Raw genomic sequence first — 21,022 nt, forward strand, 5'->3', positions numbered from 1 at the left:
TTTAATTACTAACTTTGCCATTTAGGCCAACTTTTTAGAGGTTTTTTTAGTATTTTTGTGACAGGTTGATATTATTTTTTCAAAATGTAAGCGCCGAATGCAATGTTGCAAACTGTGCGCTACAAATTAGAGAGGAAACATGAAGCCTGTAAAAGATAGGTATAGTATTGAAAATACCGATTATACAGTTGGACAAGATAACATTCAGAAATGGGGTTTTGATGTTCATAACCCTGTATTTGGAATCAGTGCAGGATCGATCATCATTTTCCTGATTGCTCTTCTGGTGGCAGATCCAGAAACCGCTAAAGCCGCACTTGATGGAATTAAATGGCAGGTCATCGGTAACTTCGATGGTTTGTTCATGTGGGCTGCAAATATCTTCTTAATTTTCTGTTTTGCCCTCATTGTATCCCCTTATGGCAACATCCGCCTAGGTGGCAATGATGCCAAAGCAGAGCACTCTAGCCTTTCTTGGATGTCGATGTTATTCGCTGCGGGTATGGGGATTGGTTTATTGTTCTGGGGTGTTGCAGAACCTGTTGCTTATTTCACGGGTTGGTATGAAACCCCACTGAATGTTGAAGCCTATTCTCCTGAAGCGGCAAAACTTGCATTAGGTGCAACGATCTATAATTGGGGCTTACACGGCTGGTCTATTTACGCCATTGTCGCGTTAGCGCTTGCCTTTTTCACATTCAATAAAGGATTACCGTTGTCAATTCGCTCTGTTTTCTACCCTGTCTTAGGGGATAGAACTTGGGGGTGGTTTGGTCACATTGTGGATATCGTTGCGGTATTAGCGACATTATTTGGTTTAGCAACATCGCTAGGCTTAGGGGCACAGCAAGCTACCAGTGGTATTAACCATGTGTTTGGTACTAATGGTGGTATTGGCATGCAGTTGATTGTTATTGCTGTGGTTACCTTTTTGGCGACGATATCGGTTATCCGTGGTATCAACGGTGGTGTCAAGCTTCTAAGTAACGTCAATATGTTGGTTGCTTTAGCTGTGTTGGTCTTCGTAACCATTGCAGGTGGTATGGCGGGCATCAAATCGATACCAACGGCACTAATGGGTTACGTAGAAAACTTTATTCCTCTAAGTAATCCACATGGTCGTGATGATGAAACTTGGATGCAAGCTTGGACAGTATTCTATTGGGCATGGTGGATATCTTGGTCACCATTTGTAGGCATGTTTATCGCTCGTATCTCTAAAGGTCGTACAATTCGTGAGTTCATGGTCGCTGTGTTATTTATTCCAACATCGGTAATCATTATTTGGATGGCGATCTTTGGTGGTATCGCTATTGATCAAGTGGCAAATAAAGTTGGTGAGATCGGGGTGAATGGCCTACAAGATATTACGCTTTCTCTATTCCACACTTATGACGCACTTCCTATGAGCTCTGCGCTATCTGTTGTATCAATCGGCTTGATTATGGTGTTCTTCATTACTTCTTCAGACTCAGGTTCGCTAGTGATTGATAGTATTACCTCAGGGGGGAAAGTTGATGCTCCAGTTCCACAGCGTGTATTTTGGGCGTTGATGGGCGGTGCTATTGCGGCTGTTTTACTGTGGGTTGGCGGTACTGAATCAATTCAAGCATTGCAGGCTGGAACAGTATCAATGGCATTACCATTTGCGTTCATATTGTTGTTCATGTGTCTAAGTTTAACGCTTGGTTTACGAACAGAAAATCAATTGGTTCAACAACAAAGTGCTTTGAGCTAAAAGTATTTTTGAGTACAAGGTCGATGTATTCGGCCTTTGTTTCTTCATAAATTTGAGTAATTACGCGAATTTTGTTTGAAAATTAATCGAACTGATTCTGATTTACTGAAAACAATAAGTTAACCTGCTAAACTTCCAACATCCAAGTATTTGAATTGTTGTGACAACATGCTTGTTCTACTTGGATCGTATGTTCGAGTTTATGATTAAGTCACAGGTAAATTAAAGGATATTAGTAATATTCTGTAGAGAGGGATAATGACTAAAGGTATAGATAAATACAGTATTGACAGTACGGATTACACTGTCGGTCAAGATAACGTCCAAAAATGGGGGTTTGATGTTCACAACCCTGTGTTTGGTATTAGTGCAGGACTTATTGCTCTTTTTCTGATTGCTATTTTACTGACAGATACTGCATCAGCAAAAGCCGCTCTAGATGGTGTAAAAGGCCAAATCATCAATTCATTTGATTGGTTGTTCATTTGGTCGGGCAATATTTTTGTTATTTTCTGCTTGGGCTTGATAGTTTCTCCGTTTGGTAAAATCCGCCTTGGCGGTGTTGATGCAACCGCTGACTATTCATTTATGTCTTGGCTCTCCATGCTGTTCGCTGCAGGTATGGGTATCGGCTTAATGTTTTGGAGTGTGGCAGAGCCTGCTGCGTACTTCACTGGTTGGTATGAAACGCCGCTTGGTGTTGAAGCTAACACACCTGAAGCTGCTCGATTGGCACTTGGTGCAACCATGTATCACTGGGGTCTACATCCTTGGGCGATCTATGGGGTAGTGGCACTTTCACTTGCTTTTTTCTCTTATAACAAAGGGTTGCCTCTTTCTATTCGTTCTATCTTTTACCCAATTTTAGGTGATAGAGCTTGGGGTTGGGCTGGTCACATTGTTGATATTCTTGCGGTTCTGGCGACACTCTTTGGTTTGGCTACATCGCTAGGCTTAGGTGCTCAACAAGCGGCAAGTGGTATTCAACATGTATTTGGAGTTGAAGCTGGTCTAGGGCTACAAGTTATTGTTATTACGGTCGTAACTTTACTTGCCGTGGTTTCTGTAGTCCGTGGTATTGATGGCGGTGTTAAAGTAATTAGTAATATCAACATGTTAGTTGCTTTTATGCTACTAGTTCTGGTTGCGCTGATTGGTTATGCCGTTACTTTTGCTTCAATACCAACTACATTGATGGCTTACATCGAAAACATTATTCCGTTGAGTAACCCTCACGGCCGTGAAGATGAAGCGTGGCTGCACGGTTGGACTGTATTCTACTGGGCTTGGTGGATTTCATGGTCTCCATTCGTAGGTATGTTTATCGCACGTGTTTCTAAAGGTCGTACTGTTCGTGAATTCATTACAGCTGTACTGATTGTTCCTACCACTGTGACTATCATTTGGATGTCAGTGTTTGGCGGGATGGCGATTGATCAAATCGTAAATAATATTGGCATACTTGGCCAAGATGGTCTGACAGATGTATCACTAGCAATGTTCCAAATGTTTGATGCTCTGCCGTTTGGTACGCTGCTATCAATCATTGCGATTGTATTAGTTCTTGTGTTCTTCATCACATCATCCGATTCTGGCTCTTTAGTTATCGATAGCATCACCTCTGGTGGTAAGGTTGATACTCCAGTTCCTCAACGTATCTTCTGGGCTTTCCTCGAAGGGGCTATCGCGGTAGCTTTGCTGTGGGTTGGTGGTACTGAAGCAGTACAAGCTCTGCAAGCGGGTGCAATATCAACTGCATTACCGTTCACTATCATTCTATTGCTGATGTGTGTGAGTTTGCTAATGGGTATGCGTACTGAAAAGCGCTAACTCTAAGATTCACAGTGATATATGGTTTTTGTATCATCGTTGAACATTAGATAATACGAAAAGCAGGAAAGGGAACTTTCCTGCTTTTTTTGTGGCTGTTTACCACCTAATAACAAATCTCCTTCCCCCCCCCCCACTTGCTAAATAACCATGCTTAAAGTGCCGCCTTTATTTTGGCAAAATGCCAAGGAATTGACATAATTTAAGTTTATGGTTTATCTAAATTATATAACGATATTAAATTGTGAAATCGCTCGAATTTAATACTGATATTGGGTAATATGCGCAGGATTTCCCACCACTCGTGAAAACTTATAATGAAAATAACACTTAAACAGAAGCTTATAGGCGCTAGCCTATCTGCTGTTGTCGTTATGGCAACAGCATTGACTTGGCTATCAGCAAATCAATTATTTGAACAGACTCATAATGGCGTATATCTACGAGCAGAAAGCGTATCAGAAGCAGCATCTGAAGGTATTAAAAACTGGATAACTATTCGTAAGGATATCGCTTCGGCATTTAATGAGTTTTCACAAGAAAGTGATGTTGTCCCTTTCCTTAAGCAAGCTCGTATCGCGGGTGGCTTTGACGATATTTTTTTAGGTACTCCAGAAGGCGGAATGTACCGTTCACATCCTGATCGTAACCGTGCAGATTACGACCCTCGTCAACGCCCTTGGTACCAAGAAGCAAACGCGGCTGGCAAACAAATTATTACTACTGCTTACCAAGATGCGATCACGAAAGCGCTTTTAGTAACGATTGCAGAGCCTGTTCGTCACAACGGCAAGCTTGTTGGTGTAGTCGGCGCAGACGTACTGATCGACCAATTGGTTAACGACGTAATCAGCCTGGATGTGGGTGACAACGCATACGCAATGCTAATTGATGCCTCTGACGGCACGTTCCTAGCACACCCAGATTCAGCGTTAAGCTTGAAGCCTGTGAGCCAACTTTCAAGCGATATCTCGATGTCTATCATTGAGAATGCTGTGCGCACTGGCAGCATAGAGAGCTTTACACAGCGCGGTGCTGAGAAGCTTCTTTATTTCACGAAGGTGCCTAACACTAACTGGATCTTTGCGGTTCAGATGGACAAAGCAACAGAAGAAGCGAACCACTCAACACTACTTACTCAGTTGATCACAACGGCTGTTGTGATCACATTAATTGTGATCGTACTGGTTTCTTGGTTAGTGAGTTTCCTCTTCCGCGACTTAAATCGTGTTTCTGCTGCGTTAGAAGAAATTGCATCAGGTGAAGGTGACCTTACTCAACGACTTGAGCCTAAGAGTGATGATGAGATTGGTAAGCTTGCTGAAAACTTTAACCGCTTTGTGGGCAACATGCACACTATGGTTGTTAAGCTAAGCGAAGTGTCTGCTGCATTGGGTAACCAAGCACGTCAAACGGCTTCTCAAGCTGAAGAGCGTAGCTCTCGTATCCAAATGCAACAAGACGAAATCAATATGGTCGCAACAGCTGTTAACGAAATGGCTGCTGCAACACAAGAGATCGCGGGTAACGCCGACCACACTGCCCAGAACTCATCTGAAGCCGTTGGCGCGTGTGAGCACGGTACTGGTCAAGTGACACAGACTCAAAGTTCAATCCAAAACCTTGCTCAAGAAGTTCAAATCGCAACTAACGTGATTCTAGAACTAGAAGAGCACGGTAATAGCATCAACACTATCTTGTCTAACATTCAAGGCATCGCTGAGCAAACTAACTTACTTGCACTTAATGCTGCTATTGAAGCTGCACGTGCAGGTGAGCAGGGGAGAGGCTTCGCAGTTGTAGCGGATGAAGTTCGAGTGTTGAGTCAACGTACACATGGTTCAACGCAAGAGATTCAACAGACTATTGAACTGCTGCAAGGCACAACAGGCAAAGCGGTTAACATCATGAATGATAGTCGTACTCTTGCTGAAACCAGTGTCGATGACGCGAACTCAGCAGCTGCGAGCCTAACGCAAATTCATGCAGCCGTTGAACGTATCAGTGATATGGCGACACAGATTGCTTCAGCTGCAGAAGAGCAAGCTTCAGTAACATCTGAAATTACTCGCAATACCGAAGGAATTCGTGACGTATCTAATGAGCTAGCAGACGAAGCGCACCAAGCCGCCGAACAAGCTGCTCAGCTTTCTGAGCTGTCTCATGAACTAGAAAGCGAAATCAGCCGCTTCAAGCTTTAAGTGAATAGCTAAAAAGTAGATGAAAGTAACGTTTAGTCGTTAATTCGCTACAATGAAATTGAAAGCCGAATGTGATTATCATATTCGGCTTTTTTGCATTTATGTAGGAGAGAGTTATACCAATCAGAGTAACTCAGCGCTCATAAATAGCGCGTTATCAACTTGCAGTTCTGTGAGCGTCGATTTGGCCTTAGCACTACCATTAGTCTCCAATGTGCGTTACCGGCTTGGTGTGTATAGAGGGACTGATAGTTCGAGCGAATGGATAAAAAAGCCCGAGTATAAACTCGGGCTTGGAATCGTTTTCTTTATAGCAACGAAAGAAGACTAACTAGATAGCCTGACGTAGTTGGAAGTAACGTCCTTCTTCGTTTAACAGCTTCTCGTGAGAGCCATTTTCTACAATCTCGCCTTGTTCAATCAGAACGATCGAATCCATGGATTCCAGACCAATCAAGCGGTGAGTGATGAATATAACCGTTTTGCCTTCAAAGTGCTTTTCGAACATTGTCATAATACTTTGCTCTGTTTGCTTGTCTAAGCCTTCTGTTGGCTCATCAAGAAGCAGGATAGGAGCATCATGAAGAATCGCACGTGCGATACCAATACGGCGCTTCTCACCACCAGACAGTTGACGACCACCATCACCTAACCAGCTATCAAGCGCGTTATTCTCTAGCAACTTTTCTAGACCAACATCTTTAAGAATGTTCGCTAAGTGCTCATCGGTTGCTTCTGGCCTTGCAATCAACAAGTTGTCACGCAGAGTACCATTCAAGATGTCTACTCGTTGGCTGACCACGCTGATTGATTCACGAAGTTGTGATTCATTCCACTGTGTCAGTTCAATGCCCGCAATTGAGATATAACCCTTTTTCGGATCCCAGTAGCGCGTTAGCAGCTGAATCAGAGTCGATTTACCAGAGCCCGTTTGACCCACAATCGCAACTTTATTCGTTGCCGGGATCGTTAGGTCGACAGCGTTCAGAACATTGCGCTCAGAGTCAGGATAGTTGAACGTTACGTTTGAGAACGTAATATCAAGCGGTTTGCTGATGTCGAGTTTCTCTTCAGCGAACTGAACTTCTGGCTCTGACAGAATCACTTCGTTCAAGCGACGTGCTGAAGACAGAGTTTGACCTAAATGCTGGAATGCACCTGCGATTGGCATCAGCAGTTCAAAGCTTGCCATGGTTGCGAATGCCATTAGTGCGATGAACGGGTCTGGTGCATTACCGCCCACGCCATCAGCGGCAAGCCAAAGCATAAGAACAAGCGTCAAACCGTTGAATAGCATTAGTGCAGCTGACGCCATACCGGTTAAGTTGGCGTTCACAAACTGATTCGCCATCAGCTTCTGCTGCGTTTCTAAAATCGCATTACGGTAACGCTCTTCAGCACCAAACAGAGTTAGCTCGCTGCAGCCTTCAACCCAATCTAGTGTCGTAACACGCAGATCCGCTTTGTTTTGTGTCAGTTCACCGCCGTTACGTTTCCCCAGCTTGTAGAACAAGACCGGCCAAACCAGAAGCATGATGAGAAGGATTGAACCTAAAATTAAACCAAGCGAAGTATCGAACCACATCAGGAATAGAGTGAGGAAGAAAATTCCTAACACACCAACCGTCACTGGACTTACTAAACGCAGATACACGTGGTCCATTGCGTCGACATCAGCAACCAAACGGTTAAGTAGGTCAGCGTCACGAAGGTTTGAAATACGACCCGGGATCAGCGGTGCCAGTTTCTTGAAGAAGAAGATACGCAGATCTGTCAGTAGCTTGAATGTCGCATTGTGGCTCACAACACGTTCGCCCCAACGCCCCGCAGTTCGGCCCATGGCTAAACCACGTACACCGCCACCCGGCAGCATGTAGTTGAAGGTTTCACGCGCAATCGTAAGGCCAGCAACCGCAGAAGCTGAAATGAACCAACCCGATAGCGTTAACAAGCCGATAGAGGCCGACAGAGTAGCAAAAGCCAATAGCATGCCTAGTGATAGGCCAAACCAATGCTTTTTATAGAGTTTCAGGTAAGGCAGTAAATCACGCATCTAAATTACCCTTATTGTCTTGTTGAGCTAAGTTCGCGTTAAGCATCTCTTCGAATAAACCACCCGCCGTTGAAAGCTGAGAGTAATGACCTTGTTCAACCAGCCCACCATCGCGCATAACCAGAATATTATCGACTGACTTAAGGGGAGCAAGTTGGTGAGTCACAAGTAGGGCTGTGCGGTTTTCAATATTGCTATTGATGCCTTTCATTACCAACTGTTCGCTACGGGTATCTAAGCTGGCAGTCGGTTCATCTAACAACCAGAACTGACCGTCTTGAATCATCGCACGAGCTAAAGCCAAACGCTGAGATTGACCAACAGACAGGCCGCCCGAACGGTCAGAGATCAGGTAATCTAAGCCGTGTTCGTTTACGAATTCGTTAGCAAAAGATTGCTCGAGTGCATTCTCGACAACTTGATCAGTAATATCGTGCTCACCTAGAGTGACGTTGTCACGAATTGTACCATGCAGTAGCAACGGGTTTTGGCCAACCCAGCTAATCGTCTTACGCCAAGAGGCTAAGTCTAGGTCACGCAATTCAATGCCATTGATTTTCAAGCTTCCTTCATAAGGCATGAAACCAAGGATGGCGTTGATCAAACTTGTTTTACCCGCACCGCTTGGGCCAACCAATGCAGTCGACTGGCGAGTATTAAGCGCAAACGAGATAGGGCCAACCAGTTGAAAACCTTCAGGGCTCAACACTTTAAGGTCTTGAGCTTCAATATTGATACCTTGGGTTGGGTTTAGTTGAGTGTCACCTGATTTAACCTTAGTGATGTCTGTTTCTAGAAACTCGACAATACTTTCGGCTGCGCCAACCGCTTGTTGCTTCGCGTGGTAGAACGTACCTAAATCACGCAGAGGTTGGTAAAACTCTGGTGCCAAGATAAGGATAAACAGACCCGCGAATAGAGTAATGCCTACGCCGTAATGACCAAAGTTCAGTTCACCGATGTAAGTGAAACCGAAGTAAACCGCCGTCATCGCAATTGAGATAGATGTGAAGAACTCAAGAACCGCAGAAGACAAGAAAGCGATCTTCAATACATCCATAGTACGCGTTCGGAACACTTCAGAAGCACCTTTCAATACTTCTGTTTCTGCGCTTGTACGATCAAACAGACGAATGGTTGTCATTGATTGCAAACGGTCGTAAAAGTGGCCTGAAAGACGCTGAAGTGCTTTGAAGTTTTTACGGTTTGCATCTGCGGCTTTCATGCCGACAAGCGCCATAAACATCGGTACCAGTGGTGCGGTAATCAAGAAGATCAAACCTGCCGCCCAGTTTATTGGGAACACGACTACAAGAATGATAAACGGAATCATCACCGACAAAGACATCTGAGGTAAGTAGCGAGAGAAGAAGTCTTGCATGTCTTCAACTTGCTCTAGCAACAGTGTTGCCCACGTACCTGCTGGCTTACCCTTGATGTAGGCAGGGCCAAGTTCGCGTAACTTATCGAGAATGAGCTGCCTGATATAGACACGGATCTGTTCACCACAGCGATAACCTGCGATTTCACGGCCCCATGTACAGCCGGCACGGCCAACGACCGATAGTGCTAAGCCAGCGAAATGACCAACCAGTTCTGATTTATCGACATTCTCGATGATTAGCTGGTGGAGAATAGAGGCGAGAAGCGCTGCTTGAGCAATTAAAAACACGCTTGAAAGTACGCCAAGGCTAATCGCAATCATAAGCCAGCGTTTTGCTAACTTACTTTGTTGCTTTAGCCACTTATTCAAGCTGCGTTGTTTTTTCTTATCCATTATGAAGGCTTAATGATAATTATTATTCGTTGAGGGCCAGTAGTATACAAAAGAAAGCCCAGTGGATATACCACTGGGCTCTAGGGATTTATAACAAATTGTGATGACGCCCTGCATCCACTGAGGCTAGAGCTTCGATATTTAAATCTGTAATCTCAGATTTTATTTATCGTTCAGGCCGTCTAGGAAGCGTTCAGCATCCAGTGCAGCCATACAACCCGTACCGGCAGAAGTGATTGCTTGGCGATAGTTATGGTCCATTACGTCACCTGCAGCGAATACGCCAGGGATGCTGGTTTGCGTTGCGTTACCTTCAAGGCCAGACTGAACGATGATGTAGTCATCTTTCATGTCGACTTGGCCTTTGAAGATTTCAGTGTTCGGCTGGTGACCGATAGCGATGAACGCGCCCATTACTTCGATGTCTTCTGTCTTGTCAGACTGAGTATCTTTAATGCGAACGCCAGTAACGCCCATATCGTCGCCCAGAACTTCTTCTAGCGTGCGGTCAGTGTGAAGAACAATGTTACCGCTCTCTACTTTGTCCATTAAACGCTTCACAAGAATCTTTTCAGCGCGGAACGTGTCACGACGGTGAACTAGGTGAACTTCAGACGCGATGTTAGATAGGTAAAGTGCTTCTTCAACAGCGGTGTTACCACCACCTACAACCGCCACTTTCTGGTTGCGGTAGAAGAAACCATCACACGTTGCACAAGCAGAAACGCCGCGGCCTTTGAATGCTTCTTCAGAATCTAAACCTAGGTACTTAGCTGATGCGCCTGTTGAGATGATTAAAGCATCACATGTGTACTCGCCAGAATCACCTTTAAGGCGGAAAGGGCGGTTTGATAGGTCGACTTCGTTAATGTGGTCGAACAGGATCTCTGTTTCAAAGCGCTCTGCGTGCTCTTTCATGCGATCCATTAGTGCTGGACCCGTTAAACCTTCCGCATCACCCGGCCAGTTTTCCACTTCTGTTGTGGTTGTAAGCTGACCACCTTGCTGCATACCGGTAACCAGTACTGGGTTTAGGTTTGCACGAGCAGCGTAAACTGCAGCTGTATAGCCAGCAGGGCCAGAACCAAGAATCAATAAATTACAGTGCTTTACGTCGCTCATGAGGACTCCGAAATTGAAATTGTTTTTATTTATAATCGCTTAGGATTGTATGGAAAATATGGAGGCAATAAAAGGTTAAACAAGGGCAGAAGTGTAATTAATCGTTATAGGTTAGAACATAACCGAAATAAATGGCGGTCTTGTATTCCTGTGTTAGACCAAAAGTAATAAGTTAAGGAAGTACTCTTGCAAATAGCAAAACTTGATTGCTCATTTTAAGAGCTTTCGTGAGAATAATGTTTCTAGAACAGATATTTCTTGTTGTATATGTCCTGATGGGTAGAAAAACAAGAAGAGCTGAATATTATGTTTTTATCTTAAAAAATTTGTCTTGAGGGACACTGCATGAGTTCATCAAAATTAGGTCGCAGATAAGCGATCACAAGGCGTCCCTTTTGGTATGAACGATATGATAATGAATCGATGTAATGTTGGTTAACACTTGAATTATTGAGCGTTTCTCGATTGTTATTTTTTTGTATGTGTTATTATTGATATTTATATATCATGCGGAATCATTTGAACTATATGCAGATTCTCCTCCTTTTTATCAGTGTGTTTAGTGTGTGCCTAAATTTAGCCTTTGCTTCTCCGTTGCAAGTCAATGGGGAGCAATCTGTGTTAGCTGGTGAGGCCGTAAAATGGTATGAAGTGCCTCTATTATCTGATCCGGTCGATTTTCCCATATTAAGAGAACATATCGAATCATCTCCAAGGGTTGAAACGATATTTGGTGGTGAAGGGGCGTTTGGGCTGAGGCTTGATTTAGCCAACCCCGGAATTAAGTCGTTACACCAAATTGTTACGCTCCGTGTCAACTATTTGGACCAAGGTTGGGGTTACTGGCAATCAAAAAATGGTCAGGTTAGACGAATACTCGATTTTGGCCAATTAAGTGATAAGAGCATTCCGCATCTGCACAGGCAAAGCTTCCCACTAATATTGAATTCAGGAGAATCTGGAATACTTTGGCTTTACTTGGAAGCAAAAAAATTCCCAACGGCAATTAACTTAACTCTTCAACCTGAGCATGCATTTCATATTCGTGTTTTTCGCAATAATACGCTCACTTTAGCTTCTATCACGGTTATGCTGACATTGGGAGTTCTCGCTCTATTTTGTTATTTTCAAACTAAGCAGCCGGTTACACTGGCTTGTGCAGGCTATGTCGGGCTGCATGGTTTGGGCTGGTTTGCCGCTTCTGGCGCTTGGGGGTACTTACTACCAAGCCAAAGTTTGAACCCCGTTTATTTTGGGATGGTATTGTTTCCGTTTGCGGTTGCTTTTTCTAGCTATTACACAAGATTATTGTTTGGATTTCCGCAACATTTTATTCGTATTAATCGTATCTTTCATACCTTTAGTTGGCTGTGTGTCATTATTGGGTTTATTAATGTCTTTGCCCCGTTCCCGCTGACTTTTGTTATGTCTCATTTGATTGCAGCAATCTGGGTACCGACGATGATAGTGACTGGTATAGTAATGGCTTATCAACGAAACTTTGTCGCTAAGTATTATTTGATCGGTGGCCTTTTTTATGGCGCGGCTTTGATATATTACATTTTTGCGCATGTTACGCCATTGCCGACTCAGAGGTCGACAGAAGTGATCGTTGTTGTCGCATTAGCAATCGATTGTATCTGTATTTTATTGTCACTGACTGAATGGTTGCGGATTCAACAGCGTCAACATCAGAAAACGTATATCCAGTCTAGGGTGGATAGTTTGACTGGACTTGGAAACCGACTGGATTTTAATGATGCCAGTAAACAATTGGCACATAACTCCTATTGCATCGTCTTTATCGACTGTGATGGCCTTAAATCGATTAATGATACTTATGGTCATGATGAAGGGGATCGCTTTTTAGAATACACCAGCCGCATGATGCGAGAACAATTTACAGACCTTGGAATGGTTTATCGAGCTGGTGGTGATGAATTTATCTGGTTATTGAGAGTTGATAAAGATAAACAAGGTGAGGCCCTTTATTCTCAGATCGAGCATAGGGTGGCTCAGGTCGAAGACCAAATTCGCAGTGCTGATTGGCCTCAATCTGGCCTCAGCTTTGGAAGCGCATTTAGTTTCGAATGTGCCAATTTTTCTGAGTGTTTGAGCTTAGCTGATCAGCGAATGTACCAGCAGAAGCGCTCGAAGAACGTTTTCAAAAATCGGTCCAGTGAAATTGAGATTTAGCTCATTGTACGATTTTTAAATGAATCGTTTTAAGTCTAGTTAACTTATTTTACCTTTAACTTTTTCATAAATATCAAAAAATTAGATCTTTTATCAGCCAACCTTTCGAACTTGCTTCCTCCCTCCCGAGCTCGACCTGTTCCAGATGCTTAAGAAAAGGCGTTGGTTTCTGGTTTACTCGTAAATTAACTTGTTTATTTTGTAGGCTAAGTCATCAGTAGCTTGGCATCTGATAGGTAGGTCGTATTTTGCTGTGCAAAAATATAGAAATGAATAATGGCGATAGTGAGGACTGAGCTTATGTAAGGAGGCTGGCATATTGAAGAGAAAGGGCTAATAGAGTGTGAAATTCATTAGTCTAGTTAATAATATCGCCATATGAAAAATTTAAGGTATTTTTAACTAGCTAGTGGAGTGTGCTAGTTTTAAGAGTTGGTCATCTTTTATTCTGGTGTTATACACTGCCTTTTAGTCTTATTTTGGTTGTAGTATCTTAATTATTAAATTTGACGGGATAAATGATTGTTTATTGTTGATTTGGCAAGATCTTCAAGTATCCTTTATGTAAATAAAACGTTAAATGCCGAATGTGGATTAACAATCATTAAGGAGTCGATGATGTTACATGCTCACGAAAATACCCTACATATTACCCATCTCAGTAACCACGCGGTTGAGGAGCTGTCACCTTCATTCTCTAAGCTTCCAAGTACGGAGCATGCAGATGGTCAGTTTCGATTGAGAAGGTACTCTGTGGTTCAATTCCGTAACGGACAGGTCGTTGAGCTAAACAAACATAACTTTGTTCAGTCTGAAGATATTAACCATTTTCAAGGTGATATTGTTCGCCAGTTTGAGCCGATTGAAGCGAAAATTATAAGCAGTGAAGGCATGCAAGAGATGTGTGAACTGTTTATTGAGACGAATGGGCTTGAAGACGGTCAAGAAATTGAAATTCATCAGATCCGTATTGCCGCTATCTTTGAAGAAACTCAGGTCGCTCCGGAAGGTGTTCACCAAGATGGTTTTGATCATATCGCCTTAATCGGTGTGAACCGACATAACATTGTGGGCGGTGAAATCATGTTATATCAAGACTCACATGAAGCGCCATTCTTTAGAAAAGTATTAGGCGATGGTGAAGTGGCAATGCTGGCTGACAGTAAGCTTTGGCATAATGCACAACCAATTCGTACCATAGACCACGGCGAGATGGGCTATATGGATGTGTTTGTTCTTACGGCAAAGGATGCGCGCAATGTCCTTCACTCTTAACGATGTGCGCCAGCAGTTTAGCGCGTTAGGCCAATACCATAACGGTAAGCCTGTGACCTTTTTTGATGGGCCGGGGGGCTCTCAGGTTCCTGAAAATGTCTTAGCATCAATGACGGAATATCTCGGGTACTTTAATTCAAACCTAGGCGGTCACTATTTTTCGAGCCAAAAGACGACAGGCTTAATGCAGCAAGCGAGAGAAGCGGCGCAAGCACTGCTCAACGCTGAATCTTCAGGCAATGTTGTGTTCGGCGCGAACATGACATCTTTGACCTTCCAACTTAGTCGAGCGATCAGCCGCGATTGGCAAGAGGGCGATGAAGTTATCGTCACGGCGTTAGACCATTACTCGAATGTATCGAGCTGGCAGCAAGCGGCAGACGATAAAGGCGCGATTGTTCGCCAAGTTCGTGTCGATGAGTCGGATTGCAGCCTAGACATGGCACACTTTGAGTCTCTGCTGAATGAGAAGACCAAGCTTGTCGCGGTGACGTTTGCTTCGAACACCACTGGCTCAATTGTTGATATGGCCAAAGTTATCGAGCTTGCACATCAGCATGGTGCGCAGGTTTATGTTGATGCCGTGCATTACGCTCCACATCATTTGATCGATGTTCAGCAGCTGAATTGTGATTTCTTGGCATGTTCAGCTTATAAATTCTTCGGCCCGCATGTTGGCATTGCTTATATTTCACCTCAATGGCTACATACTTTAAAGCCTTACAAGGTAGAGCCTGCAACTAATATCGGCCCAGGTCGATTTGAGACCGGGACACAAAGTTTTGAAGGTCTTGCGGGTGTGATTGCGGCGGTGGATTACTTGGCGCAGTTCGGAGATCCTGCGGATGCGCTGCGATCTCGTTTAGAGCAAAGCTATGCGCTGTATAATAAGCATGAAAGCAAGCTTAGTGAGTACTTCCTAAAGCGTTTTTCCGATCTGGAAGGGGCAAAACTCTATGGTAAGACAGAGTTTGATTCGAACCTAAGAACCCCAACGTTCGCAATTACTTTTGATAGCCACTCTCCAGAGTTTATCGCTAAGAAGCTGGGTGAGCATAATATCTGTGTGTGGAACGGACACTTCTATGCGCTAGGTTTGGTGAAGCAGTTGGGTATCGAAGAGCAGGGTGTGGTACGTATTGGTTGTATGCATTACAACTCGATTGAAGAGATCGACTTGCTGTTCAATGTGCTTGAAGGGATCTTGCGAAGTAACTAATACCTTGGCCATTACCGAATTAGAAAAGAGCATACTTGCCTCAATAGTATTGAGTAGGGAGTATGCTCTTTTTATTTCATTGAGCTTATTGATTCACAATAGCCACATCGGCTTTGCATGTACTGGTCTGGTTGTGAGTGGTTCAGCATTTAATTTACTGAGAGCTAAAGTTAAGAAAGACTTCGTCTCGTGTTAGCAAGTGATTAAGCTGATACTTCCACTTCGTAAGAGCCAAATTTACGGATGTTAATCACGCCCGTATCTAGGATTAGGTATTGGCCTTTAATGCCTTGAAGTACACCTGTCACCTCTGGGTTCTTATCAAAGTTGTGCGACACAATCTTCACTGGGTGTTGCTCTACAGGGTAGCTGAGTGAAGTGATGTTCTCACTCAGAATTTCGATAGCATCGTCACCAAATTTCGCTCTGATCTCTTGGATTTTATCCTCAACCAGTGGCAACAGTTCTTTGGCTTTCTCTACCAATTCCATATCGTCACCATCGCCTTTTAACAGCGTGCGCCAGTTGGTTTTGTCGGCAATGTGTTTTGCTAATTCAACTTCAATCAGGCCAGAAATCTGACGTGTTTTCACTTTCAAGATTGGCAGGCCTTGAGTGGCACCTTGGTCGATCCAGCGAGTCGGGATTTGAGTATGACGAGTGATACCCACTTTAAGGCTTGATGTGTTCGATAGGTAAACGAAGTGGTCAACCATGCAGTTGGCTTCGCCCCATTCAGGTTCACGACAAGTGCCTTCATCGTAATGGCAAGTTTCTGGCTTCATGATGCACATGTCGCAGCTTGCTAGCTTTCTCATGCACACAAAGCAGTGGCCTTGAGAGTAGCTTTTCTTGGTTTTCTTGCCACACGAGCAGCAAAAAATATTACCCGTGTGAGTGAGGTTGATGGTTTTACCAATCAGAGGGTTTAGCTCTACAAACTCTTCACCGACAGGTAAACGGTAGGTAACCGCACCATCGAGCGAAGCACTCATTTTCTTGAGTGTTCCTTTTGCTAATAAAGACATGACATTACTCGTAATATTTTGATTATTATTTCGTCGACTCGGACGCTCTGTAAGCAGGTGCCACGGCTAACGATGATTATGCGGTGAGTATAACAAATAGAGTCCGTTTTTATACGTAAGATTATTTGATTATCATGGAGGGTAACTGATAGAAGATTCCATCTTATTGTTTTTTTGGATGCCCGCTCAGTGATAGTTTCAAGTAAGTGACAGCTTCACACTGAGCGGGCATTTTTGTACTGGTTGAGCCGGGGGAACTGCAACCAATTTTTTAGAGCATTCCTATAAGTATTGACCTATCAGGTCTACTCTTTAAGCATTGAATGTTTACCAGAAAATCCAAGCGAACAACGTAAGTACTAAGATACAAACTAGGTTTAACACCATGCCGATTCGCATCATCTCTTTTTGTTTGATATGACCAGAGGCAAACACGATTGCGTTAGGCGGTGTTGCAACTGGTAACATAAAGGCACAAGACGCAGCAACGGCGATCAACGCTGATAAAATAACGGGTGACATACCAAGAGCTTCAGCAATAGTCGCAAATAAAGGGACAAGCAGTGCGGCACTTGCGGTGTTACTCGCAAATTCAGTCAGGAATACAACAAAAGCAACTACAGCAAGAATTGTGAGAAGCACGCCAGCCGTTTCCAAGAAGCCACTGAGTGAGTGTGCTAAGAAGACACTGGTACCAGTCTCTTTAAGAACATTACTTAAGCAGATACCACCGCCGAACAGAATAAGTACACCCCAATCCGTTGATTTCTCGACATCTTTCCAATCAACAACTCTAGAAGCACCAAGCAGTACAATCGCACCAATTGCAACTAAGCTATCAAATTTAGAGAACCCGCCAATCATTGCGTTGATTGGTTTTCCAAATATCCAAAGCGTAACTGTTAAGAGGAAGATAGATAGAGTGATTTTCTTACTATTTGTCCACTCTACAGGAGCGTGGTCTAACTCAAACTTGTGGTTTAGCTTAGGTTTAGTCATCACATATAGGATGACCATCGCGATTGGGAGCAAGATCATTGAGATCGGCAAACCCAGTTCCATCCACTCAGTAAAACTCAAGCCAACTTCCGCTGCTGCGATTGCATTTGGAGGACTGCCGACTAAAGTTGCAATACCACCAATGGATGCGCAGTAGGCGATACCCAGAAGCACGAACACATACGTATTGCGGTCTTCACTTTGGTCAACTTTATTCATGATGCCAAGAACAAGGGGGAGCATCATTGCAGTGGTGGCTGTGTTTGAGATCCACATCGATAACCCAGCACTCACGCCAAATAACATGAAGACGGCGACTGACATTTTCCCCTTTGCTATTAGAAGTACCTTGTCAGCAATCGCTTTATCTAGTTCTTGTTTATTGAGTGCCGCCGCAAGAGCAAACCCACCCATAAACAGAAAGATGATCGGGTTGGAAAAGTTAGACAATGCAGCGGATGTGTTAAAAACACCAAACAAGATAGCCAAGAGTGGAATGAGCAAAGCTGTGATGCTGACGTGGATAGCTTCGGTTAACCATAAAATAGCGACAAATACGAGAATACTTAGGCCTGTATTCACTTGAGCTTCGAAAGGCAAGGTGTTGAGCAATAGTGCAAATAGCGAGAAATTACCAATTAAGATCATGCTGTTGCGTGTAAACAGCCAGTGTTTCAGTGTAGTAACAAGTGCCGTCATAAGGCGCTCCTTTTGTTTATCCTCGTTTTATTGGTGCACCTGACCCAAAGAGCGATGCTTCTTATTTTTTCGAGGTATATAGTTTTCGAATTATCTTGTTTCAAGCTATACAGTGCTAATGCATTGACTTGATGTAGGGGTGGGCTTTGTTGGGATAATGTTACTTAAGTTAATAAAGGAGTGTTGGTGTGTTTTTGTGTAACAGTGGTGAAGTGTGAGGTAACAAATTAAAAATGTGTAGTTTTCTACACATCAGTCTCTGCTGGTCCTGCAATAGACGGAGGGATAGGTGATGATTCTTGTTTTGGGTTTAGTTGAATTGGCTCTTTCGGGCCAAGAAATTTAGGTGTGGTCCCAATAATGTATAAGTCAAGAAACGCTTTGGTGCGGGCAAACACTTCACGTAAGCGTATGGTCATTCCCGAGTGATGAGTTGGTCCAGAAACCGCTAAACACTTTGCGTGTATATCATAAGAATTAGCGATAAATAGCGCTCTTTCACAGTGAAACTTTTGAGTGATGATCAGGAAGTTATCTGTGTCGAATATTTTTTTGGCACGAACAATTGAGTCTAATGTCCTAAATCCAGCGTAATCTAGATTGATTCGTTCATCAGGAACACCGGCTTTCAATAAGTCTCGTTTCATCGTCCAAGGTTCATTGTAAGAACGGTGAGCGTTATCGCCACTCAGTAAAAATTGATTCACCTTTTCACGATTGAACAACTCGATAGCGGCTTCAATTCGGTATTTATAATAATCGTTGAGCGTTCGACCTAAATATTTGCTGGTGCCGAGGACAACCGCAACTTCGCGCTCAGGTACTTCATCGATATCGTAGATGATGCGATCTTCTGCTTGCCACGAAACCCAATAATCGATAGCAATAATTGCAGCGCAGCTTACTAAGAATACGAGGAAGGCGCCGAACATAAACCCTTGTAGTTTTTGGTAAGCTTTTAGTAAGTAGGTACGGTAAACGTGAGAATCGAATTTCACTCTCGGTATGGCCCTTTGGTTGAACATTAAATTTTTGGTGTTCGATAATACCAAATAAAAATGAGAAAAATCAGTTAAAAAGACAAGACTGTGTAAAGAAAAAGCCCCTGTGATTACAGAGGCTTTGATTAGAAGCGTAACAATTTTTATCAGAATGCAGTGCGCTTGTAGCGACGGTAAACTGGCTGCCAGAAGTGCTGGTCAATGGCTTGCTGTAGTGCTTCGCCGGTGATCTCTAGAGCTACACCTTGTTCAATCGCTTTTTTACCAACAGCAAGAGCAATCTTCTTAGATACGGTATGGATCTCTTCCAATGGTGGAAGTAGAGCACCTGAACCATTGAGCGCGAGTGGCGAGCACGTTGCAAGAGCACGACTCGATTCCATTAGCATTTCGTCAGTGATGCGTGAAGCATTCACAGCAAGTACCCCAAGGCCGATCCCTGGGAAGATGTAGCTATTGTTACACTGAGCAATTGGGTAAGTTGTGCCGTTATGAGTTACAGGCTCAAATGGGCTACCCGTTGCAACCAATGCTTTTCCATCAGTCCAACGAATGATGTCGTTTGGCGTTGCTTCAACACGGCTAGTTGGGTTCGAGAGTGGGAACACAATAGGGCGTTCACAGTGTAGATTCATCTCTTGGATGACTTCTTTACTGAATAGACCCGGCGCACCAGATACGCCAACAAGAACGGTTGGTTTTGCGTGACGAACGACATCCAGTAGTGAGAAACCTGAGCTATCACTTTCCCAATCTTTAGTATTCGCATTGGTTTGAACTAAGCGTTGTTGGAAATCAAGTAGGTTTTGCATGCCTTCTTGTAGCAGACCCCAACGATCGACCATGTACACTTGAGAACGAGCTTGAGCATCACTGATACCTTCAGATACCATTTGCGCGATGATCGCTTCAGCGATACCACACCCCGCAGATCCAGCCCCTAAGAAGGTAATACGCTGCTCTGAAAGTTTGCTGTTTGCCGCTTTACATGCTGCAAGTAGAGAACCCACAGTGACCGCTGCTGTACCTTGGATGTCATCGTTGAAACAACAGATGCGATCTTTATAGCGCTCAAGCAATGGCATTGCATTCTTTTGAGCGAAATCTTCGAATTGTACTAATGCATCAGGCCAACGGCGTTGAACGGCTTGGATGAACTCTTCAACGAATGCATTGTAGTCAGCCCCTGTGATACGAGGGTGACGCCAACCCATGTACATAGGGTCTGCAAGACGTTGAGGGTTGTTAGTACCAACATCAAGTACAATTGGTAGCATATAAGCTGGGCTGATGCCGCCACAAGCTGTATAAAGTGCGAGTTTACCAATTGGAATACCCATACCACCGATCCCTTGGTCTCCCAAACCAAGAATACGCTCACCATCTGTTACCACGATGACTTTTACGTTGTGGTTGGTTGCATTATTCAGTAGGTCATCGATGCGATCGCGGTTCGGATATGAGATAAACAGACCACGGCCCCGACGGTAAATATTTGAAAAGTTTTCACATGCTGCGCCAACCGTTGGCGTGTAAATGATAGGCATCATTTCAGAGATGTGGTTTTGAACTAAACGATAAAAGAGCGTTTCATTTGTATCTTGGATATTACGCAGATAGATATGCTTATCCATATCGCTTTCGAAGTTGCAATATTGCTTGTAAGCACGTTCAACTTGTTCTTGAATTGTTTCGGTTGTTTCCGGTAACAAGCCTTCAAGGTTGAAAGAACTACGTTCTTGAGCTGTGAATGCACTGCCTTTGTTTAGAAGAGGAGTACTTAGTAGAGCAGGACCAGCATAAGGTATATATAGAGGGCGTTTATCGTTGTTCATTGGATGCCTAATATGGGAGAAAGGGTAACTGAAAAATGATAACGGTTTA

At 43.7% G+C, this 21,022-nt stretch carries 13 protein-coding genes; 6 read left to right on the forward strand and 7 right to left on the reverse strand.

Annotation, left to right across the window (positions count from 1 at the left end):
• Positions 1 to 139: 139 nt before the first annotated feature.
• The 3 genes from OCT63_RS06695 to OCT63_RS06705 all read left to right on the forward strand — a co-directional run bounded on the left by OCT63_RS06695 (position 140) and on the right by OCT63_RS06705 (position 5,769).
• Positions 140 to 1,738 (forward strand): BCCT family transporter, encoded by a 1,599-nt coding sequence (locus tag OCT63_RS06695; protein ID WP_161685837.1) that lies wholly within the window; start codon positions 140 to 142, stop codon positions 1,736 to 1,738.
• A 258-nt stretch (positions 1,739 to 1,996) separates the two neighbouring features.
• Positions 1,997 to 3,568, forward strand: coding sequence for a BCCT family transporter (locus OCT63_RS06700; RefSeq protein ID WP_017055160.1), 1,572 nt, complete (start codon positions 1,997 to 1,999; stop codon positions 3,566 to 3,568).
• A gap of 317 nt (positions 3,569 to 3,885) precedes the next feature.
• Positions 3,886 to 5,769 carry a methyl-accepting chemotaxis protein gene (locus OCT63_RS06705; RefSeq protein ID WP_060467509.1) on the forward strand — a complete coding sequence of 628 codons (1,884 nt, stop codon included), beginning with the start codon at positions 3,886 to 3,888 and terminating at the stop codon, positions 5,767 to 5,769.
• A gap of 331 nt (positions 5,770 to 6,100) precedes the next feature.
• Here the strand turns inward: OCT63_RS06705 and cydC are convergent, their stop codons facing one another.
• From cydC to trxB, 3 genes are all read right to left on the reverse strand, one after another.
• Positions 6,101 to 7,822 (reverse strand): heme ABC transporter ATP-binding protein/permease CydC, encoded by a 1,722-nt coding sequence (cydC, locus tag OCT63_RS06710; RefSeq protein WP_269983412.1) that lies wholly within the window; start codon positions 7,820 to 7,822, stop codon positions 6,101 to 6,103.
• Complete coding sequence (cydD, locus tag OCT63_RS06715) at positions 7,815 to 9,599, reverse strand: heme ABC transporter permease/ATP-binding protein CydD (RefSeq protein WP_269983413.1); 1,785 nt, start codon at positions 9,597 to 9,599, stop codon at positions 7,815 to 7,817. The genes cydC and cydD overlap by 8 nt, the downstream gene beginning before the upstream one ends.
• 162 nt (positions 9,600 to 9,761) lie before the next feature.
• Complete coding sequence (trxB, locus tag OCT63_RS06720; protein ID WP_136996986.1) at positions 9,762 to 10,721, reverse strand: thioredoxin-disulfide reductase; 960 nt, start codon at positions 10,719 to 10,721, stop codon at positions 9,762 to 9,764.
• 528 nt (positions 10,722 to 11,249) lie between these two features.
• On the opposite strand from trxB, the gene OCT63_RS06725 reads away from it, so the two are divergent.
• The 3 genes from OCT63_RS06725 to OCT63_RS06735 all read left to right on the forward strand — a co-directional run bounded on the left by OCT63_RS06725 (position 11,250) and on the right by OCT63_RS06735 (position 15,411).
• Positions 11,250 to 12,917 carry a GGDEF domain-containing protein gene (locus OCT63_RS06725; RefSeq protein WP_161685829.1) on the forward strand — a complete coding sequence of 556 codons (1,668 nt, stop codon included), beginning with the start codon at positions 11,250 to 11,252 and terminating at the stop codon, positions 12,915 to 12,917.
• A gap of 615 nt (positions 12,918 to 13,532) precedes the next feature.
• On the forward strand, positions 13,533 to 14,192 hold the full coding sequence (locus OCT63_RS06730; RefSeq protein ID WP_202603124.1) for a 2OG-Fe dioxygenase family protein: 660 nt from the start codon (positions 13,533 to 13,535) through the stop codon (positions 14,190 to 14,192).
• The gene (locus OCT63_RS06735) at positions 14,176 to 15,411 is read left to right on the forward strand and encodes a cysteine desulfurase-like protein (RefSeq protein WP_161685827.1); all 1,236 of its coding nucleotides are present in this window, start codon (positions 14,176 to 14,178) and stop codon (positions 15,409 to 15,411) included. Before OCT63_RS06730 ends, OCT63_RS06735 begins: the two co-directional genes overlap by 17 nt.
• Before the next feature lie 203 nt (positions 15,412 to 15,614).
• On the opposite strand, the gene OCT63_RS06740 is transcribed toward OCT63_RS06735, so the two are convergent.
• The 4 genes from OCT63_RS06740 to OCT63_RS06755 form a co-directional block, all read right to left on the reverse strand.
• Positions 15,615 to 16,439 carry a DUF2797 domain-containing protein gene (locus OCT63_RS06740; protein WP_017082764.1) on the reverse strand — a complete coding sequence of 275 codons (825 nt, stop codon included), beginning with the start codon at positions 16,437 to 16,439 and terminating at the stop codon, positions 15,615 to 15,617.
• 327 nt (positions 16,440 to 16,766) lie between these two features.
• Positions 16,767 to 18,137, reverse strand: a complete 1,371-nt coding sequence (locus tag OCT63_RS06745; protein ID WP_060467519.1) for an SLC13 family permease — start codon at positions 18,135 to 18,137, stop codon at positions 16,767 to 16,769.
• Between the two features lie 245 nt (positions 18,138 to 18,382).
• On the reverse strand, positions 18,383 to 19,135 hold the full coding sequence (locus tag OCT63_RS06750) for a SanA/YdcF family protein (RefSeq protein ID WP_269983414.1): 753 nt from the start codon (positions 19,133 to 19,135) through the stop codon (positions 18,383 to 18,385).
• A 149-nt stretch (positions 19,136 to 19,284) separates the two neighbouring features.
• Entirely contained in the window at positions 19,285 to 20,973 is a 1,689-nt protein-coding gene (locus OCT63_RS06755) for an NAD-dependent malic enzyme (protein WP_269983415.1), read from the reverse strand.
• Between the last annotated feature and the right edge of the window lie 49 nt (positions 20,974 to 21,022).

It is taken from the genome of Vibrio sp. RW (genome assembly GCF_027587105.1).
Classification (GTDB): Bacteria; Pseudomonadota; Gammaproteobacteria; order Enterobacterales; family Vibrionaceae; genus Vibrio; species Vibrio toranzoniae.